The organism is Microaerobacter geothermalis (genome assembly GCF_021608135.1).
In the GTDB taxonomy this organism is placed as follows: Bacteria; Bacillota; Bacilli; order DSM-22679; family DSM-22679; genus Microaerobacter; species Microaerobacter geothermalis.
Genome location: NZ_JAKIHL010000019.1, coordinates 38,705 through 52,152 on the forward strand (window position 1 = coordinate 38,705; position 13,448 = coordinate 52,152).

12 protein-coding genes, 4 tRNA genes and 1 pseudogene are annotated in these 13,448 nt (G+C 40.5%); 12 read left to right on the forward strand and 5 right to left on the reverse strand.

The window, feature by feature from the left end; translation table 11 throughout:
• Positions 1-24: 24 nt before the first annotated feature.
• On the reverse strand, positions 25-378 hold the full coding sequence (locus L1765_RS08765) for a hypothetical protein (RefSeq protein WP_236406394.1): 354 nt from the start codon (positions 376-378) through the stop codon (positions 25-27).
• 153 nt (positions 379-531) lie between these two features.
• On the opposite strand from L1765_RS08765, the gene L1765_RS08770 reads away from it, so the two are divergent.
• Complete coding sequence (locus tag L1765_RS08770; protein ID WP_236406396.1) at positions 532-1,365, forward strand: PHP domain-containing protein; 834 nt, start codon at positions 532-534, stop codon at positions 1,363-1,365.
• Here L1765_RS08770 and L1765_RS08775 read toward each other — a convergent pair whose 3' ends face one another.
• Positions 1,366-1,812, reverse strand: coding sequence for a GNAT family N-acetyltransferase (locus L1765_RS08775; protein WP_236406397.1), 447 nt, complete (start codon positions 1,810-1,812; stop codon positions 1,366-1,368). It lies immediately after the preceding gene.
• Positions 1,809-2,327 carry a 2'-5' RNA ligase family protein gene (locus L1765_RS08780; protein ID WP_236406398.1) on the reverse strand — a complete coding sequence of 173 codons (519 nt, stop codon included), beginning with the start codon at positions 2,325-2,327 and terminating at the stop codon, positions 1,809-1,811. The genes L1765_RS08775 and L1765_RS08780 overlap by 4 nt, the downstream gene beginning before the upstream one ends.
• Positions 2,328-2,472: 145 nt before the next feature.
• On the opposite strand from L1765_RS08780, the gene L1765_RS08785 reads away from it, so the two are divergent.
• The 5 genes from L1765_RS08785 (at position 2,473) to L1765_RS08805 (ending at position 3,801) form a co-directional block, all read left to right on the forward strand.
• A complete protein-coding gene (locus L1765_RS08785) occupies positions 2,473-3,039 on the forward strand; it encodes a phosphatidylglycerophosphatase A family protein (RefSeq protein ID WP_236406400.1) in 567 nt (188 codons plus the stop codon).
• A gap of 276 nt (positions 3,040-3,315) precedes the next feature.
• Positions 3,316-3,392, forward strand: a tRNA-Met gene (locus L1765_RS08790).
• Positions 3,393-3,396: 4 nt separating this feature from the next.
• A tRNA-Asp gene (locus L1765_RS08795) sits at positions 3,397-3,474 on the forward strand.
• A gap of 157 nt (positions 3,475-3,631) precedes the next feature.
• Positions 3,632-3,708, forward strand: a tRNA-Ile gene (locus L1765_RS08800).
• Positions 3,709-3,725: 17 nt separating this feature from the next.
• Positions 3,726-3,801: transfer RNA gene (locus L1765_RS08805), tRNA-Val, on the forward strand.
• Positions 3,802-4,132: 331 nt separating this feature from the next.
• Here L1765_RS08805 and L1765_RS08810 read toward each other — a convergent pair.
• Positions 4,133-4,504, reverse strand: a complete 372-nt coding sequence (locus L1765_RS08810) for a DUF423 domain-containing protein (protein ID WP_236406402.1) — start codon at positions 4,502-4,504, stop codon at positions 4,133-4,135.
• A gap of 305 nt (positions 4,505-4,809) precedes the next feature.
• Here L1765_RS08810 and L1765_RS08815 point away from each other — a divergent pair, with 305 nt between their 5' ends.
• From L1765_RS08815 to L1765_RS08825, 3 genes are all read left to right on the forward strand, one after another.
• Positions 4,810-5,910 (forward strand): Fe(3+) ABC transporter substrate-binding protein, encoded by a 1,101-nt coding sequence (locus L1765_RS08815; RefSeq protein WP_236406403.1) that lies wholly within the window; start codon positions 4,810-4,812, stop codon positions 5,908-5,910.
• A 109-nt stretch (positions 5,911-6,019) separates the two neighbouring features.
• On the forward strand, positions 6,020-7,660 hold the full coding sequence (locus L1765_RS08820) for an ABC transporter permease (RefSeq protein ID WP_236406404.1): 1,641 nt from the start codon (positions 6,020-6,022) through the stop codon (positions 7,658-7,660).
• The gene (locus tag L1765_RS08825) at positions 7,660-8,430 is read left to right on the forward strand and encodes an ABC transporter ATP-binding protein (protein ID WP_236406405.1); all 771 of its coding nucleotides are present in this window, start codon (positions 7,660-7,662) and stop codon (positions 8,428-8,430) included. Before L1765_RS08820 ends, L1765_RS08825 begins: the two co-directional genes overlap by 1 nt.
• Before the next feature lie 8 nt (positions 8,431-8,438).
• On the opposite strand, the pseudogene L1765_RS08830 reads toward L1765_RS08825, so the two are convergent.
• Positions 8,439-8,639 (reverse strand): annotated as a pseudogene (locus L1765_RS08830) (ArsR family transcriptional regulator); the annotation flags it as partial.
• Between the two features lie 252 nt (positions 8,640-8,891).
• Here L1765_RS08830 and L1765_RS08835 point away from each other — a divergent pair.
• From L1765_RS08835 to L1765_RS08845, 3 genes are all read left to right on the forward strand, one after another.
• Positions 8,892-9,983: an aldehyde ferredoxin oxidoreductase N-terminal domain-containing protein gene (locus L1765_RS08835; RefSeq protein WP_236406406.1), complete on the forward strand. Its 1,092-nt coding sequence runs from the start codon at positions 8,892-8,894 to the stop codon at positions 9,981-9,983.
• 455 nt (positions 9,984-10,438) lie between these two features.
• A complete protein-coding gene (locus L1765_RS08840) occupies positions 10,439-11,419 on the forward strand; it encodes a 2-hydroxyacid dehydrogenase (protein WP_236406409.1) in 981 nt (326 codons plus the stop codon).
• A gap of 336 nt (positions 11,420-11,755) precedes the next feature.
• Positions 11,756-13,264 carry a copper amine oxidase N-terminal domain-containing protein gene (locus L1765_RS08845; RefSeq protein ID WP_236406407.1) on the forward strand — a complete coding sequence of 503 codons (1,509 nt, stop codon included), beginning with the start codon at positions 11,756-11,758 and terminating at the stop codon, positions 13,262-13,264.
• Positions 13,265-13,448: the final 184 nt, after the last annotated feature.

Here is a 13,448-nt window from a genome sequence, read left to right on the forward strand (position 1 = left end):
CACAATGGTGGTTTGCTTCTTGCTTCAATTGTCTAAATAAGTAGCGATTTCGGCAATTTTATGCTCTGCTGCTTCTCTAATAGAGTGGGGTATATGGAAATGAGAAATACGCTTTTTTACATGACCCTTTGATTCTATACTGGGTTGACCAATTTTTACCGGTTGCTTTTCTAAGGATTCAATGGAGAGGCTGGAGGAAATAACCTTAGTGGGTATTCGCAATTGGTAGGTAATATTTGTTGATACATCGGTGATTTTTAGTGAATATGTGGGAGACATGCTCTCTCCATTTTTTTTAAACCCTCTTTCTGATAATGTGCGATCTACCACTGAAAACGGTTTTGTCTTTCCGGCAAGTAAAGAACGGCCAATTTGCATAAAATAAATCAATCCTCCCTTTTCATATTCAGATTACATATTTACACTTTATGTTTTACTAGGCATGGTTTATAACTTTTATACCTAATTCACTTTCGCTATCATTTTGCGATCTATAGAGATGAACGAAGGGATTATGATGGGGGTGTTTTTATGTGGGCTGATTTACACACGCATACGACTGCTTCTGATGGAAAATGCTCTCCTTCAGATAATATTATTCGGGCAAAGAAGAAGGGATTACAGGCAATTGCCATTACTGACCATGACACAGTTGCCGGTTTGGACGAAGCGATGAAAGCGGGAACAGAAATGGATATTGTGGTTGTTCCGGGAATAGAAATCAGTTCAATTTTCAAAGGACAAGATATCCATGTGTTGGGGTATTATGTGGACAAAGATGATCCGTGTTTTTTAAATAAGCTTAAAGAATTAAGGAAAACCAGAGATAAAAGAAACGAGATGATGGTGAAGAAATTAAATGAGTTGGGCCTTTCTATTGGAATGGATGAGGTATACGCTAGAAAAAAAGATAACGAAGGAAATATCGGGCGGCCTCATATAGCGGAAGTATTAATGGAAAAAGGAATTGTATCTTCTATGGAAGAGGCCTTTCGTCAATATTTGGGAAAAGAGGGAAGGGCATATGTGAATCCTCCCAGGATATCCCCTTTTGAAGCCATTGACTTGATCAAAGAGGCAAGGGGTGTTCCTGTGGTTGCCCATCCCGGTTTATATGATGATGATTTGTTAATTGAAGAGATGATTCAGTATGGTCTAAAGGGTATAGAAGTGTTTCATCCCGATCATAGCGATGACGCAGTAAATCGCTATTCTAAATTAGCGTCTACATATGGGTTGATAATGACCGGTGGTTCAGATTTCCATGGAGAAAGAAATGGTGAAATTTTCCACGGTGACATCGGTTTAAAATATGTGAATATTGAGATTGTCAATCAATTAAAACAATTAGCGGAAAATGCTTAACTATAGATCCTTTACCATGGTGACATGGGGAATATTGGCTTCATAAAACAGTTCGCTAATTTGAGAGTATCCCAATTTTTTATAGAAGGGTTCTGCGTGAAGTTGAGCGTTTAATTTTGCCTTTGTGTATCCAGCCTCTTTTGCCGCTTTCTCCAAGAATAACATCAGTTCTCTGCCCAAACCAGTTCCCCTTAATTCAGGAAGTACGGCAACCCTTTCGATTTTAGCCGTTGTTTCATCATAGGATCTAAATCGGGCAGTTGCAACGGGCTGCAACTGTTCATTGTAGACAATAAAATGGGTGGAAATTTCTTCGTATTGATCAATTTCAATCTCTTCAGGTACGTTTTGTTCCTCGATAAACACCTTTTTCCTCACCTTAAGGGCGTCTTGCCAATCTTCTTTGTTTTGGGCGATTTTAAATGTTAATTGATCTGTCGTTCTCATTCCACTTCTCCTAATAAAAAAGTTTGATATACACTCCAGGTCTCATTTTCTAACTGATAGACCAAATGAATTCTGTCCACATAAGTTTCCAGGTTGAATTTGTTCATTCGTAATCTGCCATATACATCGAGAAGTTCAGAGGTTGACATGTCTTGACCAATGGTTAGATGAGGAATAAAACGATATGAAGTTGGTATGGGAATTTTTATTTCGTTTCTAAGAGATTGATGAAGCTTAATGATCTCAGTCTCTTCTTTTATTGCAAAATAAATGACTGGATTTGTAGGGTGAAAGGTGCTGACCTTATGAAACTGAAGTATAAATGGCTTTGTATTTTCTGTTATTTTTTTTATTGATGGGGTTAATTCCTTTATTTGAGGGTCATCCGCCTCAAAAGCCTCAATTAATGTTAGATGAGGGGGAATTAATGCATAATGGCTGTCATATCTTTTGCGATATGAGTTGGCCGTATCTTGTACGTTCTTATTAGGGAAAATCACAATTCCGTATTTCAAACCAATCCCTCCAATACGATTCTTAGCTAAATTTTAGCAAATCTCATACCATTTGCATACTGCCGAAAGTTTATCATTCAGACACATTTTACGATAAATATGATATGATGTTAGTATACCGTAAATGGCGAGGGGGACTCAAATCATGATGAGACAAGTTCACAGCAAAGAAGTAAAAGAAGCTTGTTTAAAGCGTTTAAAAGATAGAGGGGTTACCGTTGAAGATATTGCCGAAGTGGTATATCTGATGCAGGCACCATACAACGTAGATCTAAAGATGGAATCCTGCGTAGAAAGTGTTGAAGCGGTTTTGGAAAAGAGAGAATTGCAGCATGCCATTCTTGTTGGAGTAGAATTGGATGTCCTTGCTGAAAAGGGGATGTTATCTGAACCACTTCAGTCTTTAGTAGAAAGTGATGAGGGATTATTTGGCTGTGATGAAACGTTAGCACTGGGTTCCGTATTTGGCTATGGAAGTATTGCGGTAACCACGTTCGGTCACCTTGATAAACAAAAGATTGGAGTTATTAAACGTCTCGATACGAAGAGTGGAAAAGGAGTTCATACTTTTTTAGATGATTTGGTCGCCAGTATTGCAGCCTCAGCATCCAGTCGCTTAGCCCATCGTCTTAGGGATGAACAGGAACAGGAATTGGAACAGAGAAAGCAACGGATAGAAATGGTTGATGAAAAAAACAAGAACGTAGGATAGTCTAAGTATTCATTAATCCGATGGCTAATCGCCACTATGACTTCTACTTCTAAGGTGGGAGATAAGTGGTGATTAGCCTCTAGTTAATTTTAACTTGTGCCGTAGAACGATTGAGGTATAATCATGAGAAAAAAGCTATGTATCATTCACGAGTGAATTTTTGACGAATAAAATAATTGGAATCAGAAACTTGCGATTAGGGGGTTGATTTCTTTCGTGAAATGGTGTATATTTAGTCTTGTCGCTGAAAAAAACATTTATTTCAGCATGTAATGACGCGGGGTGGAGCAGTCCGGTAGCTCGTCGGGCTCATAACCCGAAGGTCGCAGGTTCAAATCCTGCCCCCGCAACCAAAGTGGAGCTGTGGTGTAGTTGGCCTAACATGCCTGCCTGTCACGCAGGAGATCGCGGGTTCGAATCCCGTCAGCTCCGCCATATATGAAATTCTTCGTAGCCCTTTAATCAAAGGGATTCGAAACCAGCCTCGTAAGAGGCGTAGGGGGCGTCGAAGTCGGGAACGAAGTGAGCGTATCCCGTCAGCTCCGCCATATATGAAATTCTTCAACTTTTAACACTGTTTTGTATGTTCTGTGGGCCTTTAGCTCAGTTGGTCAGAGCGGTCGGCTCATAACCGATTGGTCACAGGTTCGAGTCCTGTAGGGCCCACCATTTCTATTAATAGATGTGACTCGGTAGCTCAGCCGGGAGAGCACCATCTTGACAGGGTGGGGGTCGCTGGTTCGAACCCAGTCCGAGTCACCATACATAAGAGATTGAAACCCTTGATAATCAAGGGTTTTTTGTTACGTTTATGTGAGAATGTGTTGACCCTCTTTCACTGCCAATTATTAGGGTATCATCTCTTACCTCAAATTTCAGTTCGCTTCCTTATTTTATCGAAATCGCTTCTCATAAGGCTTCGGCAGCCAAATTACCAAACTGTTACCCCATTTTTTGCACTCGCATTTCTCCCACTCCTCCATTTGTTTATAAATGGATAATTTTAGTGAGTAGCGGAGAACCTTCAAGGTCGACTTCCCCATGCTGGATATGCTGTTTTAACAGAAGTTAGTTTATGGGATCGTAGGAGTACTCACCCTCTGATGGCTGCTAACGCAAGCAAAATCCAGCCAAGTAAAAAGGCTACTCCCCCGAAGGGAGTAATTGCTCCTAGGACCTTAATCCCGCTTATACTTAAAGCATACAAACTTCCTGAAAATAAAAGAATTCCGATTTGAAACAACCATCCTGACCAATTCATGAGTGATATGGCCCCCAATCTGTCAGATAAAATGGCAATAAAGATCAGGGCAATCGCATGAATCATTTGATATTGAACGCCTGTTTGATAAATAGCCAGCAAATCGGGAGAAATTTTCCCTTTCAGGCCATGGGCTCCAAAAGCTCCTAATGCCACAGACAAAAACATATTTAAGCTGCCGAGAATGACGAATAGCTTTAACATCAGCGTCTCCTAACCTTTAGAAAATTTTTCATTGTTACAATGATACAAATACTATACCCTTTTCCAAATTCGTACACAAGTGATTCCTCATCTGACAGTATCGATCCTTATTTGGAAAAATCGCCTAGTCCTACAATTTATCAATCTAAGTTTTCCAACTTTTTTTCTGCAGATGAAGGGTAAAAGTGACAAATCACTAACACTCTTAGCTGTAAAGCAAAAAAGTTTCTTTACATGATAATGATTATCATTATAATTAGTAGTTGAGAACAATCTCTTATTGTAACGTAAGGGGGATACATATCATGAAAAAACAATTTCTCTTCTTGGGAGCCATCTTTTTAGTAGCATTGTTGGTTTTGGCGGGATGCTCCGGCACAGAAGGTGTGCAAACCACTGAATCGTCTTCTCAAGCTAACAAATCTACTAGCAACAATGAACAAGCGGAAGATAAAGGTGTAGTTAATCTGTATACTAGCAGACACTACGATACCGATGCGGAACTTTATAAAATTTTTACAGAGCAAACTGGTATCAAAGTTAATGTAGTTCAAGGAAAAGGCGATGAGTTGATGGAGCGCCTTGACCGTGAAGGAGCAAACACTGAAGCTGACGTATTTATGACGGCGGATGCAGGTAATTTGTATCGTCTGAAAGAAAGAGGATTATTGCAAGCTGTAGAGAGCAAAACATTGGCTGAAAATATACCAGAACAATTGCGTGATGTGGATAATCAGTGGTTTGGCTTAACCAAAAGAGCACGTGTTATCGCCTATGCCAAAGACCGTGTGAGCCCTTCCGAGCTGTCCACTTATGAGAATTTGACTGATCCGAAATGGAAGGGGAGGATCCTGGTCCGTTCTTCCAGTAATATTTACAACCAATCGTTGCTGGCTTCATTCATCGAGTTAAACGGTGAGGAAAAAGCGAAAGAATGGGCGAAAGGAATCGTTGCCAATATGGCAAGGAATCCTAAAGGTGGCGATACTGACCAGATCAAGGCCCTCGTGGCTGGCGAAGGAGATATTGCTATCGTCAATACCTATTATTATGCCAGATTATTAAATTCGTCCAATCCCGAAGATGTAAAGATCGCAGAAAAAGTAGGTGTTTTCTTCCCGAACCAGCAGACCAATGGGACCCACATTAATATAAGCGGTGTCGGAGTAACAAGGTATGCGAAAAACAAAGAAAACGCGGTGAAGTTCATTGAATTTTTATCCAGCGTGCAGGCACAGGGACAATTTGCGGAAGGTAATAATGAGTATCCGGTAAATCCAGCGGTACCTCCTTCCGATCTGTTAAAGTCGTGGGGAGACTTTAAAGCGCAGGATATTAATTTGACCATACTTGGTGTGAACAATGCCCAGGCGATTAAAATATTTAATGAAGTAGGTTGGAAGTAACAAGGGCCTCTTTAAGAAAGTGACTTACCGTATCACTGGAAGGTGATACGGTTACATTACTTTTCATTCGGGATTACAAGTTGATAAATTATTTAAGGTCGTGTGAAAGATGAGGCTGATACAACAATTAAAATTACAGCTCAATATATGGGCTATTCTTAGTTTTCTAATTATATTAATCATTCTGCTGCCTAATTTAATGATAGGTTTGCAGGTATTCTCTGAACCGAATGAGAATTGGCAGCACATTAAAGATTACTTGTTAAAGGACTACGTTTATAATACCCTTGTTCTAATCCTCTTTACAGGAATTGCGGCTTCTGTGATTGGAACCAGTCTGGCATGGGTTATCTCGGTTTACAAGTTCCCTTTACGTAATTTCCTGAAATGGGGTTTAATTCTGCCTCTAGCCATCCCCCCGTATATCGGTGCTTATACTTACCAAGGCATGTTAAGCTATACAGGTATTATCCAGTCTACATTGCGAAACTCGTTTGACATACAGTTGGATCAGAAATATTTCGATATCATGACCATGCAAGGAACAGTATTTATATTTACCATATTCCTCTTCCCATATGTGTATTCGATAACGAAAAGCTTTTTGTCCAATCAATCTGCATCGTTTTTGGAGAACGCTCGTTTACTGGGAGGTAGTCCCCTCGGAATTTTCTTCCGGGTTGTATTGCCTATTTCAAGGGCAGCCATTGTTGCTGGCGCAAGCTTGGTGATATTGGAAGTTTTAAACGATTATGGTGTTGTAAAATATTACGGGATTCAGACATTAAGTACTGCTATTTTTCAGACCTGGTTTGGGATGGGAGATCTTGATTCCGCATTTAAGCTCGCTGGTACGTTGATGTCCATCGTTATGATCATTTTGGTCCTGGAAAAGATTCTGCGTGGGCGTAAGCGATACAGTTACTCCACATCAAAGATCAGGCCTATCCAACCTCAACCGGTAAAAGGTGTTGCTGCCTGGCTGGTTTTTGCTTATTGCTTCGGCATTTTCAGTATTGCATTCCTGATTCCCTTTATACAATTAACGTTTTGGATGTTTATGACGTTTGAAAAGATCATTAGCCCAGAGTTCACCACTTTAATTATGAACTCGATTTTTGTATCAACGACAGCTGCCTCTGTGATTGTCTTGATTGCATTGATAGTTGCCAATTATACCAGACTGCAGGGGGGATTCATTGCAAAGCTGTTCTCCAAAATCACTGTGCTTGGTTACTCTATCCCCGGTGCTGTCATTGCGATTGCCATAATCACTCTTTTTTTAACGATTGATCGTATTATTTTCTCAATATCTGCTTCTTTTAATCTGACCCCTGTCTTCGTTTTGAGCACAAGTCTGCTTATGCTTGTTTCTGCTTACATTATTCGTTTTTTGGCGTTAGGTTATAACTCCGTCGAAGCAGGGTTTGAGAAAATAGGCAACCGTTTTACGGAGGCCTCAAGAACTTTAGGTGTGCCTATTACAGAAACCTTTTTCAAGGTTGATCTTCCTATGATGAAAGGAGCAATCTTTAGCGGATTTATTTTAGTTTTTGTTGATATTTTAAAGGAACTTCCGCTGACCTTGATTTTGCAACCTTTTAACTTTTCGACATTAGCAACGAAAGCATTTCAATACGCCAATGATGAAATGGTTAACGAGGCTGCATTGGCATCAATGCTGATTATTTTGATAAGTGGTGCGTGCATCTTTTCCTTTCACAAAATTTTAGATAAGGAGCATGATTGATGTTTGTTCAAATTAAAAACTTACAATTCCAATATAAAAACACAAAAGAAACGACGATTAAAAATTTCACATTAGATATGACGAAGGGAGAAATTGTTTGCATTCTTGGTGAAAGCGGGAGCGGGAAGAGTACCATTCTGAGATTGCTAGCTGGACTGGAAATCCCTGACGCCGGCTCTATTGTCGTTAATGGAAGGGTATTTATTGACGACCGTCATTACACTCCGCCTGAAAAAAGAGGTATTGGCATGGTATTTCAAGATTATGCTCTTTTTCCTCATATGACTGTAGCCAAAAATATTAAATTCGGATTAAGGAAATGGAGCCGGAAACAAAGGCAGCAGCGTCTTGATGAAATGCTGTCGTTAACCAACCTGGAGGAGTATAAAGACCGTTACCCTCACGAATTAAGCGGTGGTCAGCAGCAACGTGTTGCTCTTGCCAGATCCCTTGCTCCTTCTCCTTCCTTGCTCCTGTTTGATGAGCCCTTTAGCAATCTGGATGCTGACCTTCAGGTCAGAATCAGGGATGACTTGCGGAAGATTTTAAAAGAGACCGGCATCACATCTATCTTTGTTACTCACGATCAGAATGATGCCATAGCATTGGCGGATCGGATTGTTTGTATCAACAACGGAACCATTGAACGAATCGTAACTCCTACAGATTTACTCGAATGCAAATCTGCGAGCAAGATATACACACTTTACACACACCATAATAACAACCAGTTCATCAGGCATAGGCATTCCCATAATTCCAAACCATAGAACGTATATCAGTCGGAATCCCCAAGCTTACAAGTCGTTTCTACTGTACGGACCAATTCCTTGAGTATATAAACAGCCTCTTTTAAAGCGAGGGAGTAGTAGCGCTGCGTCCCTTTTTGTTCTATACTTACCAAACTGACGTCGCGCAGTACCTTTAAGTGGTGAGAAATAGCCGGGCGTGAAAGATTGGATTTCTCGGCAATTTCATTTTGATGCTCCGGTAATCAATGCTGTTTTTGACATGATATTACCTCACTTTTCAATAATTGTAGGTTGAATAGAATCAGATCGATATTCAACCGAAACGGAAACAGTCTGTCATGATGAGTCAAGTACAAGAATGGATGTCCGGTTTGCCCAACTACATTAAGGGTTTGTTTGCAAAACTAAGCTTCGAAAGTAGAGTAAATAAAATGTATTTATTTTATAGTTTAAACCAAAATATGAATAATTCCTGAAAAGTGTACAAAAAAGCATTTTCTATTAGAAAAATGATTGGAGGAATTAAGTTGAAGCTTCCTGGTTATCAGGATAAGGTTGCATGGATTGATTTATCTGAAGAGAAAATTGAGTATAAGGAAATTGGAGAAGATATTAAAGAAAAATACATCGGTGCAAGGGGTATAGGCAATAAATACGTCTTTGACAACGGTCCTAAGGTTAATCCATTAGATGCAGAAAATATGTTGGCAATCATGACTGGGCCGATTACAGGAACACAGGTAACAATGGGAAATAGACTTGCTGTTGTTACAAAATCCCCCTTAACTGGAACAATAACAAATTCACATATGGGCGGATGGGCTGCATCTAGAATCCGTTGGGCTGGATTTGATGGCTTCGTAATCAAAGGGAAGGCTGACCGGCCAATTTACTTATTTGTTGAAAATGGTCAAGTGGAAATTCGCGAGGCTAGCGATATCTGGGGCAAGGGTATTCATGAAGTAGTCCAAATCATGAGAGAACGTTACGGTGAAAAGGATCTAAGTGTAATAGCAATTGGACAGGCCGGGGAAAATCTTGTTAAGTTTTCCGCTATTCTAAACGAGGATGATAGGGCAGCCGGTCGAGGAGGAACAGGAGCTGTTGCTGGGAGCAAAAATCTAAAGGCTATTGTAATTAGAGGTTCAACCAAAAATGCTCTAAAACCAGAGCAAGGGGAAGAGCATAAAAAGGCAAGACAAACTGCTTTGAAAATGATTATGGAAGGCGTTATTACAGCACCCAAAAAAGGTGGACTATCGGTTTATGGTACGAATGTTCTAATGAATGTACTAAACGAGGTTGGAGGACTTCCGGCATATAATGCAAAGCAATCACATTATGAGCTTGCTGATGAGATAAGTGGTGAAGCATATCGAAAGGAGCTTTTGGTTTCAGACCCAACTTGTCATGCTTGTCCTGTCGCATGTAAAAAAGAGGTTGAGGTAAAAGAAGGGAAGTTCAAAACAAGTGTTGAATCCATGGAATATGAAACAGCTTGGTCATTAGGGGCAATGTGCGGGAATCCAATTTACCAATTACCTTTTCTAAGGTTTCTTTTTCACCAATAAATGTAAGATATAACCTGGGAAAGGAAATGATTGGTCCAGCATGATATGTTTCCTCAGGAGAGATTGTAACTGACCAATTACTAGCTTGGTGTAATAAAGAATCATCTTCATTTGTGATAACATCATCACTGGTTAAGTCAGCAATAACCTTTGTATCAAGCCCTTGTAAATGAATGATATTTCTGCCGTTTACTCGCTGGAGAGGCTTCACAACCACACTCAATGGATCAACAACTCCTTTTTGATATTTCTTAGTATGGATCAAATCAGGCGTATTATCACCAACTTTGACTGATATACTAGATTCGGGTACGATGCCGGTGGATCAAGCCCCGAATCAGGGCAGGAATTGCGGAGAATTTTGGAGTAGTATCTTAATATATGATAGCTTTATGGTAAAATAAGACTGGAATCATGGAACGAGTAGCGAAACCATGGAAAGGTGGTACGTCACTTTGAAGCCAAAAGTTTACATTACCAGGCGAATACCAAAAGAAGTGGTAGAAAAAATCGGCCAGCTTTGTGAAGTAAGGATGTGGGGAGAAGAAGATGTTCCTGTTCCGAGGCAAGTATTGGAGGAGGAGATTATTGAGGCAGACGGATTATTCTGTCTCCTCACCGAATCGATAGACGAATCTCTAATCAGTAGGGCAAAAAACCTGAAAGTAATTAGCAATATGGCTGTTGGGTATAACAATATTGATGTTGATGCCGCAACAAGACGGGGGATTATGGTTACCAATACACCGGGAGTATTAACGGAAACGACTGCAGATCTTACTTTTGCTCTATTAATGGCGACTGCCCGCAGAATAGTAGAATCAACTGACTATTTACGGAGCGGAAAATGGAAAACATGGTCTCCAATGTTGCTTACGGGACAAGATGTATATGGTGCAACTTTGGGGATTATTGGGATGGGGAGAATAGGGGAAGCTGTAGCCAAAAGGGCAAAGGGTTTTGATATGAAGGTTCTTTACCATAACCGGAACCGCAAGCTGGAAGCCGAGCAGACGTTTGATTTAGAATATGCAGATTTGCAAACTCTTTTGAAAGAATCAGACTTTGTCTGTGTGATGACACCCTATACTCCTGAAACCCGCAATTTAATCGGTGAAAAAGAGCTTTCCTTGATGAAGAAAACGGCGGTTCTGATTAACACCGCACGGGGCGGAATTGTCAATGAGCAGGCACTGTATGAAGCGCTGAAAAACGGAACGATTTGGGCTGCAGGGTTGGATGTATTTGAAGAAGAGCCGATAAAGCCGGATCATCCGCTTCTAAAACTGCCTAATGTTGTGATGCTGCCGCATATCGGAAGCGCGAGCATCAAGACTAGAACCCGAATGGCAGAAGTTGCTGCAACCAATCTTCTTCAAGCTTTATCCAATCAGACACCGGAGCATCTCGTAAATCGAGAGCTTGTTAACAGATAGACAGGACCGAAGCGCCAGAAATTCCTCACTTAAAGGTGGGAGAATTCTGGCGCATATAGGTTAAACAAGTTTCTTTGTCCAGAAATTCACAATAGATATTTGTTACAATATCATTGTAAAATTCAGATTCCTGACAAATAAGCAGAACACTTCCTTTGTAATCAGTTTGGGAATACCTTGATGGTCTTGTCTTAGGACCGGGACTGAGAGAGCATACCCTCTCCTGGCTATGGACCGCAAGTTTCTATTATGTTATTTATATAAATTTTTGAACAAAGTATCATCAGCAGACAGAAACATGAAGTAAAGATCGAATTTTTTTAAGGGGGTGTTTTTTTGATTACTCGCAGCAAGAAAATAATTGCGGCAATGCTAATGCTTCTAATTTTATTAAGCTTAAATTCCGCTCATTTATATGCCGCCTCATCTGCATCTCTGTCAAATACTCTATTTGCCAGATATACTTCGCCGGAAGGAATCAATTTTGACAGCTACTCAACGAAATGGGATCGACAGAAATTAAAGCAGTTATACGAAGTATTTATCAAAAATCCCCACTCATCAGAACTATCTGTCCTTTCCACTGTAAAACTTTCGCCAGAGGAACCCATAGGTGAAGCGGGCAATGTTACATTAAGCTGGACAATTGATCGGTATGGGAAAATGGAATTCAAATCAGGGCAAACCATAACATTATTTCAAGCGGATCGGTTGACCAGTGTTGAAGAATTGTCTTTTGCATTAAATCATGAATATGGCCATCTTTTTACATACTATTGGCTTATTAAAAAGGAAAATAAATTACCGGTTGATCCCTCAACGGAATGGGCGAAAATCAGAAAATTGAATGGGTTTCCAATTAGATGGGAAAACAGCAAACTGGAATATGACCATTTCTGGCAACCGGAAGAAATTATGGCAGATGATTATGCGATCCTATTTGGAGCACCGGAAGGGAAAACCGGAATAAAAGAGAATACCCTGTTTCAAATTGAGAATACCCTTATTCCACCGGCAGAAAATGTGCCCGGATTACGTGAGTACTGGGCCAAATTATCAGGTATTCAAGTCAATTTACAACCGCTTTACCAACCTGAGCTCACATCATTTCTTATTCGTTATGTTGATGGCGGTTACGGAAAGGAACCGGTCTATACCTTCTCATTTACGCCAGCAAGGGAGAACCCGTCAACGAAGGATAGAATCAATTACTTCTTAATCTTTAGTGAGCAAAATTCTTCCTCGGTTCCTTTTGTTTATGGCCAGTCCGATATTGTGCAAGGAAAAACCACGATACAATACGGAACCAAAATTGAAGGGAACAGGATTTATAGACCTTTCATACCGAAAGAAAAAGGATATATCCGTATTTATGCTTTCGATACCGAAACGAAGCAGATGACCTACTCTCCGATGTATTGGTATGATTTCCGCAATCCGTTTCAACCCAAAGCAATTCCCAATCAATTTGAGAGAAGCAAGATAAACTACCCCGTATCCGTGTTTATTGATAATATCGAACAATTTTACGATCAACAGCCTGTTATCGTCAATGGGTCAACTCTGGTTCCGTTACGGGGTATTTTTGAAACATTAGGAGCGGATATTACATGGGATGGTGCTAACCGGACTGTGACTGCTGTTAAAGGGGATGCCATCATCGTGTTGCAAATAGGTAATGCTTTGGCCCGTATTAACGGAAAGCCCATTATTCTTAGACAGAAACCTGAGATTATCAATAATAGAACAATGGTGCCATTACGGTTTGTCAGCGAAGCTTTGGGTGCTAGAGTCGATTGGGAAGGTGCATCAAAATCTGTTTTCATTGTGACGAAGGATCAATAATCAATGGACAGTTTAAATGCGTTGGCGCGGCAGTATCTTTGCCGCGCCAGTTTTTTAGTGCGCCCAGCATGGGCGATCATCTATAGGGTGAAAGTCCCGAACGGGGGCTGGCGAGCGCCTACCGTTAGCCAAGAGCAAGGGTGTCCGCCGCGAGGCGGAATCTGGAGGAAGCTGGAGGCAAACG